Raw genomic sequence first — 21,399 nt, 5'->3', positions numbered from 1 at the left:
CTATTTTTCTCGATTAGCTAAGACTACAAGATGTCGTTCACCTTCTAGCTCAGGAACTTTCAAAGCTTTGATTTCGATCACATTACACCACTTTGGTAGCAGTGTTAATTCATCATCTGCGAGTTGACCTTTAAGTGCAAAAAAACAACCTACATCTCGTTTTGGTAAATGATGACACCATTCCACCATATCTGTCATCGACGCAAATGCACGACTTAGCACCACATCAAATTTTTCATCTGGCTGAAACTCTTCTACTCGACTTTGCACCGTTGTCACGTTTTCTATTCCAAGTTCGTGTATCACTTGCTTAATAAAACGAATTCTTTTACCTAGACTATCCAGCAAATAAAACTGTTTATCCGGATTCATTATCGCTAAGGGAATTCCAGGAAGCCCCGGCCCTGTACCGACATCAATAAATCGTTCTCCGCGTAAGTGAGGACTTACAACAATACTATCCATAATATGTTTAACAAGCATATCCATTGGATTACGAACCGATGTCAGGTTGTACGCTTTATTCCACTTATCCAACATTTGCACATAACCTACCAACTGCTCACACTGTTTTTGGCTAGGGGTGAGCTCCGTCTGTTGGATCAGTGAAGTCAGTTTTTGATTGAGTGAATCCACTTATTCATCTCCCTTTTTCAACATGCCCTGTTTTTTCAAATAAACCAGCAAAATAGAGATAGCAGCAGGTGTGATACCGGAAATTCTAGATGCGACACCAATGGATTCAGGTTTAGCTTCACTTAACTTGGCGACAACTTCGTTAGATAAGCCTTGAACCTGAGAATAATCTAACGTGACTGGAAGTTTGGTGTTTTCATGTCTTAATGATTTTTCTATCTCATCTTTTTGACGCTGAATATACCCTTCATATTTAACTTGTATTTCAACTTGTTCTGCCGCTTGTTGATCCTCAATAGCAGGTGCGAAAGCATTTAACGTAGTCAGTTGTTGATAAGTCATCTCGGGTCTTCGCAGTAGATCTTCACCACTTGCTTCTCGTGACATAGGGCTTTTAAGTACAGCATTTAGTTTTTCAATGCCTTCTGACTTCGGATTCATCCAAGTATCTTTTAGACGTTGACGCTCAAGCTCAATATTGTTTACTTTTTCATTAAAACGCGCCCAACGTAGATCATCCACTAAGCCAAGCTCTCGGCCTTTTTCAGTTAATCGCAAATCAGCATTATCTTCTCTAAGTAGCAGACGATACTCTGCTCTGGAGGTGAACATACGATACGGTTCTTTGGTTCCCATTGTTGATAAATCATCAATAAGAACCCCCATATAAGCTTGATCTCGACGAGGGCTCCAGCTCTCTTTTTCTTGGCTATACAAACTGGCATTAAGACCAGCCATTAGTCCTTGAGCAGCTGCTTCTTCATATCCTGTGGTGCCATTTATCTGTCCAGCAAAAAACAGACCTTGAATAAACTTACTCTCATAGCTCTTTTTAAGATCTCGTGGATCGAAGAAATCGTACTCTATGGCGTATCCTGGTCTCATAATGTGAGCATTTTCTAGCCCTTTCATTGACTGGACAATTTTAACCTGAACATCAAAAGGCAAACTTGTTGATATGCCATTAGGATAAAGTTCTGTCGAGGTTAACCCTTCAGGTTCAATAAAGATCTGATGGCTGTTCTTATCCGCAAAACGCATCACTTTATCTTCAATCGATGGGCAATATCGAGGACCTATACCTTCAATTACCCCTGCATACATAGGGCTTCGATCTAAATTGGCCCGAATAACATCATGAGTTTTCTCATTGGTATGAGTAATATAACAAGGGATCTGTTTTGGGTGATCACTACGTTGACCTAAAAACGAGAATACCGGAGTAGGATCATCACCATGTTGAACTTCTAGCTGCGAAAAATCGACGCTATTTGCATCAATTCTTGGTGGCGTTCCTGTTTTTAAACGATCGACTCTAAGTGGTAATTCACGCAATCTATTCGCAAGCGCGATAGAAGGAGGATCGCCTGCGCGGCCTCCTGACGAACTTTCCATTCCTATATGGATCTTTCCACCAAGGAAGGTTCCTACCGTTAATACAACGGCTCTCGCGTGGAATTTGAGGCCCATTTGGGTAATAACACCCACCACTTGATCATGTTCAACAATAAGATCGTCGGCAGATTGTTGGAATAGCGTTAAATTGTCAGTATTTTCCAATAGCTGACGAATAGCCGATTTATATAATAATCGATCTGCTTGAGCTCGTGTTGCTCGAACGGCTGGTCCTTTGGAAGCATTCAACGTTCTAAATTGAATACCTGCTTTGTCAATGGCTTGGGCCATTGCACCACCCAATGCATCCACTTCTTTGACTAAATGCCCTTTACCTATTCCGCCAATCGCGGGGTTACAAGACATCTGTCCTAATGTATCAATGTTATGAGTGAGCAATAAGGTCTTTTGACCTGTTCTTGCTGACGCAAGTGCTGCTTCTGTACCAGCGTGACCACCACCGATAACAATGACATCAAATTTTTCGTGATAAAGCATGGAGCGACCTTAGGTAAACAAGCTATTTGAGGAAAATAAAAAAGGAGCGCTATTCTACCTTCTTTGTCCTTTGCTGAAAATGGATTTCACCAATTTTTAACGTAAAGCTAAAAGCTTAATATATATAAGATCTTATATAGAGATCTTTTATTAGATCTATTATTAGAGAGGCACGATCATGTGGATAAGGGGAAAATGATCAATAAGATCAATATCATTGAAACGATCAATTACTGTGATCTTACTATGATCTAACAGAGGATTAGCTGGGATCAAAATGGCTAGTTATCCACAAGGCTTGGATCTAAGGAAAGTTATTATTGGGATAACTATAGGTTGATCACTGGATAACATCATTTTATACACATTAGGTATAACTTGGTTGATTAAAACGTGAATAACTGTAGATTAAATGAGATTGATGTTAAAAAGTGCTTATAAAATAAAGGGTTACGATAAACGTAACCCTTTAAGTATGTTATTGGAAACTTTTTAGGTTTTCCGTTAACCATTTTTCTGCGGGGTCTTCAGGTATCGGTTCTGCTAGTACATCAATGGTAAAACAGTCAGTGAGTGGCGTAGCACCTATATCTTTTAATAGATCATATGCGTGTTTACCCGCAGCACAAAAAGTATCATAACTGGAGTCTCCAATGGCTATGATCGCATATTTGACTTGATCCATTTTTGGTGGTGTCTCTTGTAACTGTTGAATCCATGGTCGTATATTTTCAGGATACTCGCCTGCTCCATGGGTAGAAGTAATCACTAACCAGATACCGCTATTATCAATGTCATCAAAGTTAGGATTATTATGGATAACCGACGCTAAGCCTTGTTTTTCTAGCATTTCACTTAGGTGGTCGCCAACATATTCTGCGCCTCCTAAGGTACTGCCAGTTATAATTTGAATCATAAAAGGTCCTATTAACTAATAGGGAAAAGAGTCATTGTTAGCCCTATTTTCCTATACAAAAAGAAGAGAATATACGCCCTAAAAGATCGTCAGAACTAAATTCTCCCGTTATCTCGTTTAAGTGTTGCTGTGTAATTCTTAGCTCTTCTGCCAATATTTCTCCAGCCATATAACCTTCAAGTTGTTGCTGGCCTATTAATAGGTGCTCGCTGGCTCGTTCTAGAGAGTCAAGGTGTCGTCGTCTTGCCATAAAGCTGCCTTCGCTTTCGCCAGAAAAGCCCATGCACTCTTTTAAATGGGCACGCAGAGCATCAACGCCATCACCTGTTTTAGCGGATAACTTGATAAGTGTTGGATCGTTAACATGGCAAATGCCCAGATCTTCTTTGGTTTTATCTACCTTGTTTCGGATCACCGTCATACCGATATTTTCAGGCAAATTATCGATAAAGTCGGGCCAAATGTCTTTAGGATCCGTGGCATCTGTCGTTGTTCCATCAACCATAAATAATACACGGTCTGCTTGAGCGATCTCTTCCCATGCTCTATCTATACCAATTTTCTCAACTTCATCTAACGCCTCTCTAAGCCCGGCTGTATCAATGATATGTAATGGCATACCATCAATATGGATATGCTCTCGTAGTACATCCCTAGTTGTACCCGCTATATCTGTGACAATGGCTGAGTCCTTGCCTGATAACGCATTTAACAAGCTTGATTTTCCCGCATTAGGTCTGCCAGCGATAACGACTTTCATCCCTTCGCGCATAATGGCCCCTTGACTCGCTTGCTGTCGAACCGCATCAAGGTTATCAATTATTGTCTGTAGATCGGTACTTACTTTTCCATCCGCAAGAAAATCGATTTCCTCTTCTGGAAAATCGATGGCGGCTTCAACATATATTCGTAAGTGAATTAGCGAATCTACTAGCTGGTTAATTTTATTGGAAAATTGACCTTGTAGAGAGTGTAGGGCAGATTTTGCGGCTTCTTCAGAACTGGCATCAATAAGATCGGCTATTGCTTCCGCTTGAGTAAGATCCATTTTGTCATTTAAAAAGGCTCTTTCTGAGAACTCTCCGGGACGTGCAGAACGGACACCACTAATGGTTAAAATCCGCTTTATTAGCATATCCATCACAACAGGGCCGCCATGTCCCTGAAATTCTACGACATCTTCGCCGGTAAAAGAGTGTGGATTTGGAAAATAGAGTGCAATGCCTTGATCTAGCTCGCTGCCATCTTCTGATTTAAAGGGCAAATACTCAGCATAGCGTGCTTTAAGGGTTTTCCCTGTTACTTCTAATGCCACTTGTGCTGCTTTTGGGCCAGATACTCTTATAATGCCAACGCCTCCTCGTCCGGGAGCGGTAGCTTGAGCAACAATAGTGTCTGTAGACATGTTTTTACCTATTAGGCTATAGAGTAGAAAATTACCTGAATTGTAATCAGCCAAAACAAAAAAGGCGACCTTTTGGCCGCCTTTCTTTTATCTTTAATTCTGTGCTACTTCGAATGTAAGCCTTTCTTCTCCAGATTCCTATAAATTAGGGTTTGCTGGATCAGAGTAACAATATTCGATACCAACCAGTAAAGAACTAGACCGGATGGGAAGAACAGGAAGAAACCAGTGAACATGATCGGCATAAACGTCATGATCTTCTGCTGCATTGGATCTGACACTGTTGTTGGGCTCATTTTCTGAATCATAAACATACTTGCACCCATTAATAGAGGCAGAATGTAGTATGGGTCTTGAGCGGAAAGGTCAGTGATCCATCCAAAGAATGGTGAGTGACGCAGTTCAACAGATTCCATTAATGACCAATATAGGGCAATGAAAATAGGCATCTGTAGGAAGATAGGTAAACAACCACCTAATGGGTTTACTTTCTCTTTCTTATACAGCTCCATCATTTCTTGGCTCATACGCTGGCGATCATCACCGATTCGCTCACGCATCGCTGCCAGTTTAGGCTGCAACATACGCATTTTTGCCATAGAGGTATATTGCGCTTTTGTTAGTGGGTACATAGCACCACGAACAATAAACGTAAGGATAATAATAGAAAGACCCCAGTTCACCACTACGCCCTGAATCATAGAGAGTAACCAGTGCAATGGCTTAGCAATAAACCATAACCAACCGTAATCTACTACTAGATCAAGGTTTGGAGCGACAGCTGCCATTTCGTTCTGTAGTTTTGGACCAACCCAAAGCGTTGCTTTAAACGCCGCTTGGTCACCGGTAGCCACGGTTTTATTTGGCATACGCACACCGATATCGGCTAGGTTACCAATCACGCGAGTATAAATAGTTGAACCTGGTGCTTCACGAGGAATCCATGCAGATGCAAAGTAGTGTTGCAGCATGCCAACCCAACCTTGTCCGTCAGTAAGATTCAACGAGAGATTGCGATCTTGCATATCTTCAAAGCTGTACTTTTTATAACGTACATCTTGAGTTGAATATGCTCCACCACGGTATGTTGGCATAGTTAAGCTACCACCAGCGTCCATAACATTTTGACGTAGGTGAGAATACATACCTACAGTCGCGTTGCTACCAGATTGGTTATTAACGGTATATTCCACATCAATGTCGTACTGACCACGTTTAAAAACAAACGTTTTGATGTATTCAATGCCATTGGCAGAATAAGTCATAGGGATACGTAACTCATCTTGGCCTTCAGCTAATGTGAATGCATCTGATGAAACGCTATAACTAGGACGACTTGTGCTGCTTAAATCGATACCTTGAGGTCCAATTAAACCACTTTGTGCAATATAAACATGCCCAGGTTGGTTTTTTAGAATTTGGAATGGGTCTGCAGAGTCAAGCTCGTCAGAGTACTGAACAAGGTCTGCTGATGTTATATCACCACCAATGGTATCAATAGACAGATTTAATACGTCTGTTGTCACTTTGATCAGTTTGGCAGAAGCTTGCTGCGCAGGCGCTGGGTCAAGTTCATTAGCAGTAGATGGTGCAGGTAGAGTGCTGCCATTTTGTGCCTGTACTACTTGCTGTGGTGCTGGATTCTTTTCAATATTCCACTGTTGATACAGTAAAAAAGAAACCAAAACCAGTGCAAGGAGCAGGATATTACGTTGTGAGTCCATCGTTATTTATCTCTGTCTTTGTCTTGGATTGGTGGAACGGGGTCAAAACCCCCTTCATTCAAAGGATGGCATTTTAATAGACGTTTGCCAGATAACCAACACCCTTTTACAAAACCGTGCATTTTTATTGCTTCTAAAGCATAGGTTGAGCAGGTAGGAGTAAAGCGGCAGCGAGGACCTATAAGCGGGCTTATCACCAACTTATATATATAAATCAATCCTATAGCTAACCACGATAAGGGCGAGAAAGGCGATGCCATAATTTATCAAATAATTTTAATATTTCTTCATTGCTTAAGTCTTGAGCGCTCTTTTTTGCAATAACAACAAAATCTTTTTGTGGCAAATCGTGTTGTTTCATTCTAAAGCTTTGGCGAGCTAAGCGTTTAAAGCGATTGCGACCTACAGCAGTTTTAATCTGTTTTTTTGGAACAGCTAAGCCTAGTCTAGGGTGTGAAAGAGAATTATTACGGGCAATGATAGTGAAATGGGGAGAGCCAGCACTGTGTGCTTTCTTAAATACTTTTTGATAATGCTCGGGAGTTAACAAACGTAACTCCCGATTGAACGCGTACGTACTCAAAATAATCGCGAATTATTTTGAAAGGCGCGCACGGCCTTTAGCACGACGTGCATTAATTACTTTACGACCGTTCTTAGTTGCCATGCGTGCACGGAAACCGTGTGAACGCTTGCGCTTTAGAACTGAAGGTTGAAAAGTGCGTTTCATGTTAATACCTTTTACTGATCAGTAGTTTATAGGTTTCTGTTAAACCCGGCGTGGGACTTAACATCCGACGCCTCTCAACAAAGAGGCGGAATTGTAATCACTGGCTCACCAAGAGTCAATAACTGTTAGTCCAAACCAAGCGAATAATTCCGGTCGACGGATTATACGTAGTGTGAACTAAATCGCAAGGATCTTTATTAGATCCCGACCTGATTTAGGAATTTTTTAAGCTTAGCATCCTGTGGATTATCAAAGATATCTTGTGGAGAACCTTGCTCGACGATTTTTCCTTCCGCCATAAATATCACTCGATCTGCCACTTCTTTAGCAAATTGCATCTCATGAGTCACAACCATCATTGTTTGATGACGTGTTGCTAACTGCTTCATTAGACTCAAAACTTCACCTACCCACTCAGGGTCAAGTGCTGAAGTTGGCTCATCAAATAGCAATAGTTCTGGTTGTAGTGCCATTGCCCGTCCGATACCGACACGTTGCTGCTGGCCACCAGAAAGTGCCGATGGATAACTTTCTGCTTTATCTCCCAATCCGATGTCATCTAATATCTGTTGAGACTTCTGGTAAGCTTGCGCTTTTTTCCATCCTCGAACAGTAATGAGCCCTTCGGCAATGTTCTGTTTCGCGGTAAGGTGGGCAAAAAGGGCGTAATTTTGAAAAACAAACCCCGTTTTACGTCTTAACGCCAAAACATCATTTTTAGTATGATGCTCGCTATCAACAGACACATCATCAATGGTAATCGTGCCTTTGTCTGCATGCTCCAGAAAATTTACACAGCGTAATAGTGTGGATTTTCCTGTTCCGCTAGAACCAATAACAACGATGATTTCACCTTGTTTAATCTCTATATCGATACCAGAGAGAACTTCGGTGTTGCCAAATTTCTTATGAATATTGTCGAGTTTTATCATCTTTGGTATGCCCTGTTTAGTTTCGCTTCAGCCCAAATCTGAACACGGGTTAATATCACTACCACTCCCCAGTAGATAAGTGCCACGGCTAAGAAGGCTTCAAAAAACTTAAAGCTAGAAGAGGCTTCCATCTGTGCTTTCGCCATTATTTCTGCCACACCAAGAGTAAATGCCAGTGATGTCGACTTAATCATATCGATAAAGTAGTTCATCAATGAAGGCAGAGCCACGCGTGTTGCCTGAGGCAAAATAATTCGCTGCATCGCTTGGCTAGTGGTCATTCCAACCGACAAACTTGCTTCCATCTGGCTTCTATCAATACCAATGATGGCAGCTCGAATACTTTCTGCCATATAAGCGGCAAAGTGCAGAGTAAGGCCGATGACGGCAGCGGAAAAAGCATCTAACCCGACTAATATCGGAAACACTTGAGGTAAACCGTAATAGAGCAGGAATAACTGAACCAATAAAGGTGTTCCACGGAAGAAGCTAATGTATAACTGACTCAGTTGATCTAGTACTGGAATTTTGAATACACGAATATTGGCAATAACCACCGAAATGATCAAAGCAAAAAATAGCCCAAAGATCGCCATTTCCATTGTGGTGCCGAGATACTTAAACAGTATTGGCAGCAACTCAAACATATATTGAAAATCAAAATTCATCACTATTCCGGGATTTTTATGGTGCTCACAAACAATGAGTGGTCACGACATTAACAGTTACAGACATGGGGTGTTATAGACAATCGCAGTTACAAACAGTGGCCGTTATAAGTAATGACATTTATAGGTAACTCTCAATGGCTTCTCCTTGCCTGAGTAGAAAGGAGAAGCATTAAAGAACTTAACGGTTACTTAGTGATATCGGCATCAAACCATTTGTTTGATATTTTAGCTAGCGTACCGTCCGCTCTCATTGCGGCTAGCGCACTATTGACTTCTTTTTGTAGCGCAATACCTTTGTCATTGTTCACAAATGGCCATGCATTTTGAATAGTGTCGAAAGGTTGACCTGCTAATTGTAATGGCAGTCCAGTTTTCTTAATCAGTTCTAGTACCGATAGTCTGTCCATAACAAAAGCATCAGAACGACCTAGAGCAACATCATGTTCAATACCAGTATCATAAGTTTTGATATTGATTTTGTTATCTTTGTCGTAGTCACGAAGTAACTGTTCAAAGTTAGAGCCTAGGTTTACTGCAACGGTTTTTCCATTTAGGTCTTCAATACCTTTGATGGATGTGTTCCCTTTGCGAACGGCGATTTGAGCACCGTCGATGACATATGGGTCAGCAAATAGATATTTTGCTTTTCGTACATCGGTAATTGTTATTTGGTTGGAAATAGTATCAATGCGTCCTGTTTCCAATAAACCAAATAGACCTGAAAAGTTTGCCGTGACATATTCCACGTTATAGTCATTTCTGCGGCCAATTTCATCCCAAAGGTCAACTTCAAAACCTTGTAGCTTGTCTTTTTCAACAAAGGTAAATGGGTAGTATCGACCAGACATTCCTACTTTTACATCTGTAGCAGCATATGTTGCCTGAATTGATGCACTTGATAGTGCAACTGTCGCTAATAATATCTTTAACCAGTTTTTCATTTTGTAAAATTCCGTCACTTATTGGATGAATGGATAATACGACTTATATTTAGCCTAAATAAAATAACTAGTTGTTATTAGACATAACCGAATGAGTAGGCCCGTAGATCTGGGGATAAGTTATAAAGATCTTACTTTTGTTGATATTTTTGTCCATTTGTTGGGGAAAAAATGGCTGATCTAGGGTATAGATTCGGGATAAATGTGAATAACTTCGATCTTATTCACTGGATCCTCGATCATTTACTGGTGATCTCGCCTGACAAAGAGTAAAATCGATCTTCTTTTCTAACTCAAAAATAGAACAGTGGGGTCACCGTGTCATCTTCGCTATGGTTGCAGTGCATGCAACAGCTTCAAGAAGAACTATCAGCGACAGAATTCAGTATGTGGGTAAGGCCGTTACAAGCGGAACTTAATGATAATACACTGACTCTTTTTGCTCCGAATCGATTTGTTCTTGATTGGGTACGTGATCGTTACCTGAACAATATTAATCGCATGCTAAAAGAGTTTTGTGGCACAGACATACCTCACTTAAGATTTGAGATTGGAAGCAAACCTGTTTCCGCCGCACCCGTGGTGAAAAAAACTGCTGCAGATGTTGCGGCAGAATCTTCTGCTCCGGCTCAACTTCAGGCTCGAAAACCCGTTCACAAAACATGGGATGATGAATCTGAAATGGTTGAAATCAATCATCGCTCTAACGTGAACTATAAACATAAGTTTAATAACTTTGTTGAAGGTAAATCGAACCAGCTTGGTTTAGCGGCAGCGAAACAAGTATCAGACAATCCAGGTACTGCTTATAACCCACTGTTTTTATATGGTGGTACCGGTTTAGGTAAAACTCACTTGCTTCATGCGGTAGGCAACGCCATTGTGGATAATAAACCAGACGCAAAAGTGGTTTATATGCACTCAGAACGATTTGTTCAAGATATGGTTAAAGCCTTACAGAACAATGCTATTGAAGAGTTTAAGCGTTATTATCGAAGCGTCGATGCACTGCTTATCGATGACATTCAGTTTTTCGCCAATAAAGAGCGTTCGCAAGAAGAGTTTTTCCACACCTTTAATGCCTTACTTGAAGGCAATCAACAGATTATTTTAACTTCTGACCGTTATCCAAAAGAGATAAACGGTGTAGAAGATCGTCTTAAATCTCGCTTTGGTTGGGGATTAACGGTAGCAATTGAACCACCTGAGTTAGAGACTCGCGTGGCTATTTTGATGAAAAAAGCGGAAGACCATCAAATTCATTTGGCGGATGAGGTTGCTTTCTTTATTGCTAAGCGATTGCGCTCTAATGTCCGTGAATTGGAAGGGGCGCTGAATAGGGTTATCGCCAATGCTAACTTCACTGGCCGACCTATCACTATCGATTTTGTTCGAGAAGCATTAAGAGACTTGCTCGCCCTGCAAGAAAAATTGGTTACTATTGATAATATTCAGAAAACAGTAGCTGAGTATTATAAAATAAAAGTCGCTGACCTTTTATCTAAGCGACGTTCTCGTTCGGTTGCTCGTCCTCGTCAATTGGCGATGGCATTAGCAAAAGAGCTGACCAACCATAGTTTGCCAGAAATTGGTGATGCCTTTGGCGGAAGAGACCATACAACAGTGTTACATGCATGCAGAAAAATAGAGCAACTTCGTGAAGAGAGTCATGATATCAAAGAAGATTATTCGAATTTAATTAGAACACTTTCATCATAAATGCGGCTGTTGCTTGAGATATAAGAGATAGATATGAAATTTACCATTGAACGTAATCATCTGATTAAACCGTTACAACAAGTGTCTGGTGCACTAGGCGGACGTCCAACGTTACCGATTTTGGGTAACCTACTGTTAAAAGTCGAAAACAATACCCTTTATATGACCGCAACCGATCTAGAAGTTGAGTTAGTTGCTCATATAGCTTTAGAAGGCGATTTTGAAGCTGGCAGTATTACCGTTCCATCACGTAAATTTTTAGATATATGCCGAGGTTTACCTGACGACGCTGTTATCTCCTTTTCATCAGATGGTGAGCGTGTTCAACTTCGTTCTGGCCGTAGTCGTTTCTCACTGGCCACCTTACCTGCTGCAGATTTTCCAAATATCGAAGATTGGCAAAGTGAAGTAGAGATTACTCTCTCCCAAGCTGAGCTTCGAGCCTTGGTCGATAAAACTCAGTTTTCTATGGCCAATCAAGATGTTAGGTACTATTTGAATGGTATGTTGTTTGAAGTTGAAGGAACAACATTACGATCCGTTGCAACGGATGGGCATAGAATGGCTGTCGCGCAAACGACGTTAGGTGCTGATTTTACTCAGCAACAGATCATCGTACCTCGAAAAGGTGTTCAAGAGCTGGTTAAGTTACTGGATGCGCCAGAGAATAGCGTAACCTTGCAGATTGGTCAGTCAAATGTTCGAGCGGAAGTAAACAACTTCACTTTCACCTCTAAGCTAGTTGATGGTCGTTTCCCGGATTATCGCCGTGTGATGCCACAAAGCAGTAATAAGACGTTAGAAGCGGGTTGTGATGAATTAAGACAGTGTTTTTCTCGTGCTGCGATTCTTTCTAATGAAAAGTTTAGAGGGGTTAGAGTTAACTTAGCCGATACTGAAATGCGTATTACCGCTAACAACCCAGAGCAAGAAGAAGCAGAGGAAGTGTTAGATGTCTCTTTTCAAGGGGATGATCTAGAAATTGGCTTTAATGTGAGCTACGTATTGGATGTTCTAAATACCTTACGATGCGATAAAGTGCGTATTTCAATGTCTGATGCTAATGCCAGTGCATTGATCGAAAATGCTGATGATGATTCCGCTATGTATGTGGTCATGCCAATTCGTTTATAATGATAACAAATGCCTTTAAAGCGCTTAGTAGTAAAACAATTTAGAAATATAGAAGCCTGTGATATTGAGTTGTCTGCAGGCTTTAATTTTCTTATTGGGGTTAACGGCAGTGGAAAGACAAGCCTGTTAGAGGCAATTTATCTGTTGGGACATGGTCGTTCATTTAAAAGTGCTTTGACAGGAAGAGTGATACAGAATGAGGTGAATGAGCTGTTTGTTCATGGCCGATATCTAAACTCTGATGGTTTTGAACTACCAATAGGTATAAATAAGCAGCGTGATGGGTCAACAGAGGTTAAAATAGGCGGTCAATCTGGACAAAAATTGGCTCAGTTAGCGCAAGTATTACCTTTGCAACTGATTCATCCTGAAGGATTTGAGTTAATTACCGACGGACCTAAGCATCGTAGAGCATTTATTGATTGGGGAGTGTTTCATACTCAGTCTGGTTTTTATGATGCATGGGGACGTTTAAAGCGTTTGTCTAAACAGAGAAATGCACTGTTAAAAAGCGCAAAAAATTATCAAGAACTCAGTTATTGGGATCAAGAGTTAGCTCAATTAGCGGAAAAAATTGATAATTGGCGATTTAGCTATGTAGAGCAGTTAAAAAGTGTGGCAGAAGTAATTTGTCGCAGTTTTTTGCCAGAATTTGATATTCAATTAAAGTATTATCGTGGATGGGAAAAAGAGACGCCATACTCCGATATTCTTCAAAGAAATTTCGAACGAGATCAGCTGCTGGGTTATACCTTTAGCGGGCCAAATAAAGCTGATTTGCGGATAAAAGTGAATAATACGCCAGTAGAAGACGTGTTATCACGAGGTCAGTTGAAGTTAATGATGTGTGCGCTTCGAGTTGCACAGGGACAACATTTAACAGAAGTGACTGGAAAGCAATGCATCTATTTAATTGATGACTTTGCTTCAGAGTTAGACAGTCAACGTCGAAAGCGTTTAGCAGAATGCTTAAAAGAGACGGGGGCTCAGGTTTTTGTAAGCTCTATTACTGCTAATCAAATTGCTGATATGCAAGATGAAAATGGCAGGATGTTTCATGTGGAACATGGCAAGATAGAGCAATATCAAAGTAATGATAATTAATGAGAGAGTAACTCATGGCAGAAAATTACGATTCATCGAGTATTAAAGTACTGAAAGGTTTGGATGCGGTACGTAAGCGTCCAGGGATGTATATCGGCGACACTGATGATGGCACAGGTCTTCATCATATGGTTTTCGAAGTAGTGGATAACTCAATTGATGAAGCGTTAGCAGGACATTGTAATGACATCATCGTAACCATTCACGAGGATAACTCTGTATCTGTAAGTGATGATGGTCGTGGTATTCCTACTGAGATGCACCCTGAAGAGGGCGTTTCTGCTGCAGAAGTTATTATGACGGTGTTACACGCAGGTGGTAAGTTTGATGATAACTCTTATAAAGTATCAGGCGGACTTCACGGCGTTGGCGTATCTGTTGTTAATGCTCTGTCTAAAAGAGTAGACCTTACCATTAATCGTGCGGGCGAAATCCATGAACAAAGTTATGCTCATGGTGAACCACAAGCCCCTCTATCTGCTACTGGTAAAACGGACAAAACGGGTACCGTTATTCGTTTTTGGCCTAGTGAAGAGACCTTTACTAACATTGAATTTCACTACGACATTTTAGCGAAGCGTCTACGTGAACTCTCTTTCCTTAACTCTGGCGTTTCTATCAAACTGATTGATGAACGTGAAGAAGATAAGATGGACCACTTCGTTTACGAAGGTGGTACTCAAGCGTTTGTTGATTATCTCAATACCAATAAAACACCTATTATCCAGAAAGTATTCCACTTTGATTTTGAACGTGAAGATGGCATTTCTGTTGAAGTGGCCATGCAGTGGAATGATGGTTATCAAGAGAACATTTACTGCTTTACCAATAACATCCCACAAAGGGATGGTGGTACTCACCTAGCTGGATTCCGTGCGGCACTAACTCGTACTTTAAACAGCTTTATGGATAAAGAAGGTTTCTCCAAAAAAGCCAAAACAGCAACATCAGGTGATGATGCTCGTGAAGGCTTAACTGCGATTGTTTCGGTAAAAGTGCCGGATCCTAAGTTCTCAAGTCAGACGAAAGACAAATTGGTTTCATCTGAAGTGAAATCAGCGGTTGAGTCTGCGATGGGTGAAAAACTGTCGGAATTCTTAATTGAAAACCCAGGTGAAGCCAAAATTGTTTGTACTAAGATTATTGATGCTGCTCGTGCTCGTGATGCTGCTCGTAAAGCGAGAGAAATGACACGACGTAAAGGCGCATTAGATCTAGCGGGTTTACCGGGTAAATTGGCTGACTGTCAGGAAAAAGATCCTGCACTATCTGAACTCTATATTGTGGAAGGGGACTCTGCTGGCGGATCGGCCAAGCAGGGGCGTAACCGTAAAAACCAAGCGATTTTGCCACTAAAAGGTAAAATTCTAAATGTTGAGAAAGCACGTTTTGATAAAATGCTCTCTTCACAAGAAGTTGCAACACTTATTACAGCATTAGGTTGTGGTATTGGTCGTGACGAATACAACCCAGATAAATTGCGTTATCACAACATCATCATCATGACCGATGCCGATGTGGATGGTTCTCACATCCGTACTCTTCTTTTGACTTTCTTCTATCGTCAAATGCCAGAGCTTATTGAACGTGGTTACATCTATATTGCTCAACCACCTCTTTATAAAATTAAAAAGGGTAAACAAGAGCAGTACATCAAAGATGAAGAAGCGATGGATCTATACCAAGTCTCTCTTGCTCTTGATAATGCAGAACTTCATGTTAATGCTGATGCACCAGCCATTGCTGGTGAAGCGCTAGAACAGCTCGTGATGCAATATAATAGTGGTATGAAGCTGGTGGATCGTATGACCCGTCGTTATCCACGTGCTCTTGTTCATGAGTTTGCTTATATGCCACGATTGACGGCTGAAATGTGTCAAGACTCATCTGCTGTGGAAGCGTGGGGAACTCAGCTGATTAATCAGCTTAATGCAAAAGAAGTGGGTGCAAGCCAGTACAGTCTGGAAGTAGAAAACCATCAAGAGCTGAATGTAAACTTGGCTAAAGTGGTTGTTCGTACCCATGGTGTAACACATGAGTTTGTTATTACTTTAGATCTTCTAGCTTCTAAAGAGTACAGTAAATTAGCAGACCTTGCTGAAGCACTGAGTGGACTAATAGAAGAGGGTGCTTATATCAAACGTGGTGAGCGTACTCAGCCAGTTGACAACTTTGTTGATGCTCTTAATTGGTTAATTAAAGAGTCGCGCCGTGGATTAAGCTTGCAGCGATACAAAGGTCTAGGTGAGATGAACCCAGATCAGTTATGGGAAACCACAATGGACCCAGAAACACGTCGTATGATGCAAGTTACCATTGAAGATGCAGTAGGCGCAGATCAGCTGTTTACTACATTGATGGGTGATCAGGTTGAGCCTCGTAGGCATTTCATCGAAGAGAATGCCTTGAAAGTAGCTAACCTAGACGTTTAGTTTATCTATACTTTGCTATTTTGACTTATTTCGGCATCAGAAGTGCTCATTTACGTTTGTAAACTGCGCGCTTCTTCTTTGAACTAAGCCAAACTAGCTTCATCTAGATAACCTAAAATAATATTTATAAACACTGCCTTCGGGTGGTGTTTTTTGTGTCTGGGATTTGCGGATTTGGAAATAAATTGAGTTTATCGCTTGAAACTGATTAGCATCATCCATATATCTAGTTATGAAGAGATGCCAATAGGGTCTCTAAACCGCTCGCCCATATTGGGGAGCACACAATTTGATACCGCAATTAGACAATCATGTCCAAACAGGAATGAATTGATCTAACTTCCTTAAACACTTCTATCTAATGAAGTGCTGTTAAGGCTATTGCTAATAAATAGGATAGAATTATGAGAACTGTAGATTTCACACCACTATACCGCAACGCTATCGGCTTTGATCGTCTATTTGACATGATGGAAGCGGGTGCAGCAAAAAACACCTCTAATGGTTACCCTCCATACAATATCGAGCAGAAAGACGAAAATAACTACCGTATTACAATGGCGGTAGCAGGATTTACCGAACAGCAAATTGATATCACTCAGAAAGAGAATATGTTGATTGTTCATGGAGAGCGTAAACCAGAAGAGAACAAAAATTATGTTTATCAAGGTATTGCAGAGAGAGATTTCGAAAGAAAATACCAACTGGCTGACTATGTAAAAGTGGTTGGTGCCACCATGGAAAATGGCTTGCTTCATGTTGATTTAGAAAGAGAGATCCCTGAAGCGATGAAACCACGCAAAATAGCCATTAATGGAAATAGTTTAATCGAAGGCAAATAGCTTTGGTATAAACAGCATCACTTTTCACAAGTGATAAACAGAAAAGAGCGCTTTACTGATTAAGTAGGCGCTCTTTTTCATTGTAAGCCGTTCAACATTGTAGTTAGTTGAGACTATTGTCGAGTGGAAGTTAACTACATTACAGACTCTCTCCGGCAAAAATCTCGGTTTCTAACTCTATTACAGGTTGAGTAATGGCTTTTTCTGGATGAGTGATTCGCTCTAGCAAACATTGTGCGGCAATAACACCAATCTTCTCTCTGGGAGTGATGACTGTCGCCAGCGTTGGGCTGACCACCGAAGTAATATTGTGGCCATGAAAGCCGACAACAGAGATATCTTTTGGTACTTCGATACCCTGACGTAAACACTCAAACAGAGCTCCGATCGCTAAGTCATCGTTGGTGCAGTAGATACCATCTAAATCGGGATATTTCTGTTTGGCTATTTGAGTCAGATCGGACCCGACAGTATAAGATGAGGCATCTTTGGTGCTGACGACTAAAGGTTCAAGTCCCGCTTGCTGCATCGCTTGCTGATAGCCTGTTATTTTCTGTTTGGTTCGCTCATCCATTCTAGCGGCAAGATAAACTATCCGCTTACGGCCTTTTTCAATGAGCAACTGAGTGATGGATGCACTGGCTTTGGTGTTGTCAAACCCAACCGCTTGTTGTAGCGGAGGGGAAGCAGAATCCATAATTTCCACCATTGGGATTCCGGTGGCTTTAAGCATTCGTTTAGAGCGCTCGGTATGGTAGCTTTCCGATAGAATCATGCCATCGACATTATAAGAGAGTAATGTTTCTATACGTTTTTCTTCGACGTTTTTACTGTAGCCGTAGTGAGCCAACATGGCTTGATAGCCTTGAGGCTCTATAACGGATTCTATGCCGCGTAATGTTTCACTGAATACTTGGTTCGTCAAAGAAGGAACCAGAACTCCGATAGAGTAGCTCTTGGCTTTAGAGAGAATATCTGGAGCTCGATTGGGCACATAACCAAGCTCTTCTACAGCCTTGGCTATTTTAATACCAACAGATTGCGATACTTTGTTTGGGTCACGTAAGTAACGGCTTACCGTCATCTTGGTAACACCAACTTGATCGGCAATGTTTTGTAACGTTGGGCGTTGTTTTTTTGTTGTCATATCACTGCTGGTAATCTTGTTGTTATCGCTAACTCGACTACATGGTATTCCAATCTTTAATTTAAGTTAATGCTAAAAGAGTACATTATCTTGATTTATTAACAAGATGCGATCTCAACAGCCTCTTTTGTTAGCTGAGTAATACGCTGCCATTGCTTATTGATAATGGCATCGTTAGGTATCATCCAAGTTCCGCCGACTGTTTTCACGCAAGAGAGGGCAAGATAGTTGTTCACGTTTGAGAGGTTTATACCACCAGTAGGACAAAAGCTAATTTGCGGTAACGGAGCAGAGATAGCACTGAGGGCTTTGGCTCCTCCATTGGCTTCTGCAGGGAAAAACTTCAACTGAAAATAACCTAGATCCATTGCGGTCATGATTTCTGTTGCTGTACTGACCCCCGGAATCAAAGGGACAGGTTGTTTCATGGCATGTTGCAGTAATCTTATCGGCGCTCCGGGAGATATGACAAACTTTGCTCCTGCAGCAACGGCATCATCATACTGTTGCGGGGTAAGTACGGTTCCTGCTCCTACCATGGCATCCGGCATGGCAGTCGCGATCGCTTGGATGGCGGCTAATGCGGCTTCTGTACGTAAGGTTATTTCAAAGACATTAATGCCACCTTCTTTTAATGCCATAGCAAGAGGCACCGCATCTTCAACATTTTCAATCACCATAACGGGAATGATAGCTGAGAGTGAAAAAATGGTTTCAGGATGAGTTGACCAAGTCATGATTTTTTCCTTGTTACTGTATTGAGAAAACAGCGGGTTAACCGGCTTTCTACCATTATGTAAAGTTAATCGTTGGAGTACAAAATCGAGGCGCCTTGCTCGGCACTAGAGATATTATCTCTATAGATAGAGAACAACTCACGCCCACTACCATATGCTGGGTTATTATGTGTCGGTTGTGGTGTAAGGCGACCCTCTAATGAGTTAATAACATTCACTGTGCCAGTCATACCGTTTAGTTCAATGTCATCGCCATCTTGAAGTTTCGCCAGAAGACCACCTCTTGCCGCTTCTGGTGTGATATGAATGACGGCAGGAACCTTTCCCGACGCTCCTGACAGTCGCCCGTCTGTGAGTAGCGCAACGTTAAATCCGCTGTCCATGAGGTTAGCGAGTATCGGCATCAATTTATGAAGCTCAGGCATACCATTGGACGCAGGGCCATTAAAACGCACGACAATAACCGCGTCTTGATCCAGTTTTCCGGCTTTATAGGCTTTTTCTACATCATGTTGGCAATCAAATACCTTGGCTGGTGCCCGAACATGCTGATGTTGAACGGAAACGGCGCTCACCTTCATAATTCCTCTACCTAAATTACCAGATAGTACTTTTAGCCCACCTTGTGGACTAAAGCTCTCTCCAGATATAGAGATGACCTCTGGATCACGGTTTTTAGATTGAGTATTAAATTTCAGTTGGTTATCGCAGGTTAGATAAGGGCTTGTTAAGTAGTCATCCATTGTTCCATAAACAGGGTTAGCATCCATAAACAGTAGCTTGCGCTCTTTTAACGCCATGAGTAGAGCAGGGACACCTCCCGCAGATTGAAAAGCATTAATATCGGCGGGGCCGTTGGGGTACATTTTCACTAGTAGTGGTACGACGGTTGATAATTTATCTAGATCATCCCAGGTAACGATCCAGCCTGCTGCTTTGGCGATAGCGATTAAGTGGATGGTGTGGTTTGTGCTGCCCCCAGAGGCTAACAAAGCAATAAGTCCATTCACGACAGACTTCTCATCAACCACATTTGCTAACGACTTATCGTGGTTGGTTGTTGAGCTGGTGGCGGCAATATGTAAGGCTATTTTTTCGGTTAGCGCTTGTCTTAATGGGGATTCGGATTGGACAAAAGCTGAACCGGGTAACATCAGCCCCATTGCTTCTAGCACCAATTGGTTGGTGTTGGCTGTGCCGAAAAAAGTACAGGTGCCTGCGGAGTGGTATGCTTGGCACTCCATGTGCTGAAGAGCTTGCTTATTCACCTTTCCAGATAAATATTGTTGCCTTGTGCGGACTTTTTCTTTGTTACTTATTCCTGTCGCCATAGGGCCAGATGGTACAAAAGCCGTTACTAAGTGACCAAAAGCTAAGGCTCCCATCAACTGTCCCGGCGCGATTTTGTCACAGACACCAAGCAAAAGTGTGCCATCAAATGTGTTATGGCTTAGTGATAGGGCAGTAGACTGTGCGATGAGATCTCGAGAGAAGAGAGACAGTTCCATGCCTTCATTGCCTTGAGTAATACCGTCACACATTGCCGGCACGCCACCCGCGACTTGTGCAGTGTGGCCCAACTGAGCTAACGCGTTATTAATAATATCAGGGTATGCTTTATAAGGTTGGTGAGCACTTACCATATCATTATAAGACGTCACGAGAGCTAAGTTGACCTTGGTAAAATCCAAAATGTTCTTTTTATCATCTGGTGACGATGCTGCCACCATATGGGCTAAATTCCCGCAGGATAGGTTTGCTCGTTGTTTTCCTTTATCGGCCTGCTGCTTGACGGTTGCGAGGTATTTTTTTCGGCTAGAGAGGCTGCGTTGAATAATAGTACTTGCAACGTCGGCGACTAGTGGGTGTATATTCATCACGCTTTACCAACTGTTCGGAAAAATTGACGGGTTCTGATTCATTAACAAGGAGATGCAGAGTGATCACTTACTATTAAGTGATCATGGATAAAATAGACGACAACACGTCGCTCTGGCTCTGGTCAATATCGATAATATAAGCTTCATCACTGGTTGGTTCGACTAACGTGTCAAATTGGCTAAGTAACATACCAGAGCCATTAAAGTAGTGGCCTTGTCGTTGTTGATGTCGTTGCCATATGGTATCGAAGTCGCCTTTTAGGTAGATAAAATGAACATCGCTGCACTCTTTTGTTAAGGTCGCTCGATATTCTGGTTTAAGTGCTGAACAAGCGAGTACCAACTGTTTTTGCTGACGAACAATACCATTAAGAGTTTCTAACCAAGATTGACGATCAGCATCTGTTAATGGGGTACCATTTTGCATCTTTGTAACATTTTCCGGGCTGTGGTAATCGTCACCATCATAAAAAGGAATATTCAGAGCATGTGCTAAATCTGCACCAACCGACGATTTGCCACACCCAGAAACCCCCATGACTATGTATTTGTTCAT

General features: G+C 41.6%; 20 protein-coding genes. 5 read left to right on the top strand and 15 right to left on the bottom strand.

What is annotated here, in order from left to right:
• The 11 genes from rsmG to F0227_RS17355 all read right to left on the bottom strand — a co-directional run bounded on the left by rsmG (window position 1) and on the right by F0227_RS17355 (window position 9,848).
• A complete protein-coding gene (gene rsmG, locus F0227_RS17405; RefSeq protein ID WP_171754516.1) occupies window positions 1-636 on the bottom strand; it encodes a 16S rRNA (guanine(527)-N(7))-methyltransferase RsmG in 636 nt (211 codons plus the stop codon).
• On the bottom strand, window positions 637-2,529 hold the full coding sequence (gene mnmG / locus F0227_RS17400; RefSeq protein ID WP_171754515.1) for a tRNA uridine-5-carboxymethylaminomethyl(34) synthesis enzyme MnmG: 1,893 nt from the start codon (window positions 2,527-2,529) through the stop codon (window positions 637-639).
• Between the two features lie 478 nt (window positions 2,530-3,007).
• Window positions 3,008-3,445, bottom strand: coding sequence for an FMN-binding protein MioC (gene mioC / locus F0227_RS17395; protein WP_171754514.1), 438 nt, complete (start codon window positions 3,443-3,445; stop codon window positions 3,008-3,010).
• A gap of 43 nt (window positions 3,446-3,488) precedes the next feature.
• The gene (gene mnmE, locus F0227_RS17390; protein WP_171754513.1) at window positions 3,489-4,850 is read right to left on the bottom strand and encodes a tRNA uridine-5-carboxymethylaminomethyl(34) synthesis GTPase MnmE; all 1,362 of its coding nucleotides are present in this window, start codon (window positions 4,848-4,850) and stop codon (window positions 3,489-3,491) included.
• Between the two features lie 104 nt (window positions 4,851-4,954).
• Window positions 4,955-6,574 (bottom strand): membrane protein insertase YidC, encoded by a 1,620-nt coding sequence (gene yidC / locus F0227_RS17385; protein WP_171754512.1) that lies wholly within the window; start codon window positions 6,572-6,574, stop codon window positions 4,955-4,957.
• A gap of 2 nt (window positions 6,575-6,576) precedes the next feature.
• Complete coding sequence (yidD, locus tag F0227_RS17380) at window positions 6,577-6,834, bottom strand: membrane protein insertion efficiency factor YidD (RefSeq protein ID WP_171754511.1); 258 nt, start codon at window positions 6,832-6,834, stop codon at window positions 6,577-6,579.
• The gene (gene rnpA, locus F0227_RS17375) at window positions 6,801-7,157 is read right to left on the bottom strand and encodes a ribonuclease P protein component (RefSeq protein WP_171754510.1); all 357 of its coding nucleotides are present in this window, start codon (window positions 7,155-7,157) and stop codon (window positions 6,801-6,803) included. The genes yidD and rnpA overlap by 34 nt, the downstream gene beginning before the upstream one ends.
• A gap of 12 nt (window positions 7,158-7,169) precedes the next feature.
• Complete coding sequence (gene rpmH / locus F0227_RS17370) at window positions 7,170-7,304, bottom strand: 50S ribosomal protein L34 (RefSeq protein WP_009600312.1); 135 nt, start codon at window positions 7,302-7,304, stop codon at window positions 7,170-7,172.
• A 197-nt stretch (window positions 7,305-7,501) separates the two neighbouring features.
• Window positions 7,502-8,236, bottom strand: coding sequence for an amino acid ABC transporter ATP-binding protein (locus F0227_RS17365; protein WP_171754509.1), 735 nt, complete (start codon window positions 8,234-8,236; stop codon window positions 7,502-7,504).
• Window positions 8,233-8,904, bottom strand: coding sequence for an amino acid ABC transporter permease (locus F0227_RS17360; RefSeq protein ID WP_171754508.1), 672 nt, complete (start codon window positions 8,902-8,904; stop codon window positions 8,233-8,235). Before F0227_RS17360 ends, F0227_RS17365 begins: the two co-directional genes overlap by 4 nt.
• Before the next feature lie 188 nt (window positions 8,905-9,092).
• The gene (locus F0227_RS17355) at window positions 9,093-9,848 is read right to left on the bottom strand and encodes an amino acid ABC transporter substrate-binding protein (RefSeq protein WP_171754507.1); all 756 of its coding nucleotides are present in this window, start codon (window positions 9,846-9,848) and stop codon (window positions 9,093-9,095) included.
• A 318-nt stretch (window positions 9,849-10,166) separates the two neighbouring features.
• Here F0227_RS17355 and dnaA point away from each other — a divergent pair, with 318 nt between their 5' ends.
• The 5 genes from dnaA to F0227_RS17330 all read left to right on the top strand — a co-directional run bounded on the left by dnaA (window position 10,167) and on the right by F0227_RS17330 (window position 17,079).
• Window positions 10,167-11,567, top strand: coding sequence for a chromosomal replication initiator protein DnaA (gene dnaA, locus F0227_RS17350; protein ID WP_171754506.1), 1,401 nt, complete (start codon window positions 10,167-10,169; stop codon window positions 11,565-11,567).
• Window positions 11,568-11,600: 33 nt separating this feature from the next.
• Window positions 11,601-12,701: a DNA polymerase III subunit beta gene (gene dnaN, locus F0227_RS17345; protein WP_171754505.1), complete on the top strand. Its 1,101-nt coding sequence runs from the start codon at window positions 11,601-11,603 to the stop codon at window positions 12,699-12,701.
• 9 nt (window positions 12,702-12,710) lie between these two features.
• Window positions 12,711-13,805: a DNA replication/repair protein RecF gene (gene recF, locus F0227_RS17340; protein WP_171754504.1), complete on the top strand. Its 1,095-nt coding sequence runs from the start codon at window positions 12,711-12,713 to the stop codon at window positions 13,803-13,805.
• A 14-nt stretch (window positions 13,806-13,819) separates the two neighbouring features.
• Window positions 13,820-16,237, top strand: a complete 2,418-nt coding sequence (gene gyrB, locus F0227_RS17335; protein WP_171754503.1) for a DNA topoisomerase (ATP-hydrolyzing) subunit B — start codon at window positions 13,820-13,822, stop codon at window positions 16,235-16,237.
• A 404-nt stretch (window positions 16,238-16,641) separates the two neighbouring features.
• Window positions 16,642-17,079 carry an Hsp20 family protein gene (locus tag F0227_RS17330; RefSeq protein WP_171754502.1) on the top strand — a complete coding sequence of 146 codons (438 nt, stop codon included), beginning with the start codon at window positions 16,642-16,644 and terminating at the stop codon, window positions 17,077-17,079.
• A gap of 139 nt (window positions 17,080-17,218) precedes the next feature.
• On the opposite strand, the gene F0227_RS17325 is transcribed toward F0227_RS17330, so the two are convergent.
• From F0227_RS17325 to F0227_RS17310, 4 genes are all read right to left on the bottom strand, one after another.
• On the bottom strand, window positions 17,219-18,226 hold the full coding sequence (locus F0227_RS17325; protein ID WP_171754501.1) for a substrate-binding domain-containing protein: 1,008 nt from the start codon (window positions 18,224-18,226) through the stop codon (window positions 17,219-17,221).
• 98 nt (window positions 18,227-18,324) lie between these two features.
• The gene (locus F0227_RS17320) at window positions 18,325-18,963 is read right to left on the bottom strand and encodes a bifunctional 4-hydroxy-2-oxoglutarate aldolase/2-dehydro-3-deoxy-phosphogluconate aldolase (protein ID WP_171754500.1); all 639 of its coding nucleotides are present in this window, start codon (window positions 18,961-18,963) and stop codon (window positions 18,325-18,327) included.
• 65 nt (window positions 18,964-19,028) lie between these two features.
• Complete coding sequence (gene edd / locus F0227_RS17315) at window positions 19,029-20,840, bottom strand: phosphogluconate dehydratase (RefSeq protein ID WP_171754499.1); 1,812 nt, start codon at window positions 20,838-20,840, stop codon at window positions 19,029-19,031.
• 76 nt (window positions 20,841-20,916) lie between these two features.
• Complete coding sequence (locus F0227_RS17310) at window positions 20,917-21,399, bottom strand: gluconokinase (RefSeq protein ID WP_171754498.1); 483 nt, start codon at window positions 21,397-21,399, stop codon at window positions 20,917-20,919.

Source organism: Vibrio sp. 99-8-1 (genome assembly GCF_013114595.1).
GTDB lineage: Bacteria > Pseudomonadota > Gammaproteobacteria > Enterobacterales > Vibrionaceae > Vibrio.
This window is presented reverse-complemented; position numbering and strand designations above follow the sequence as displayed.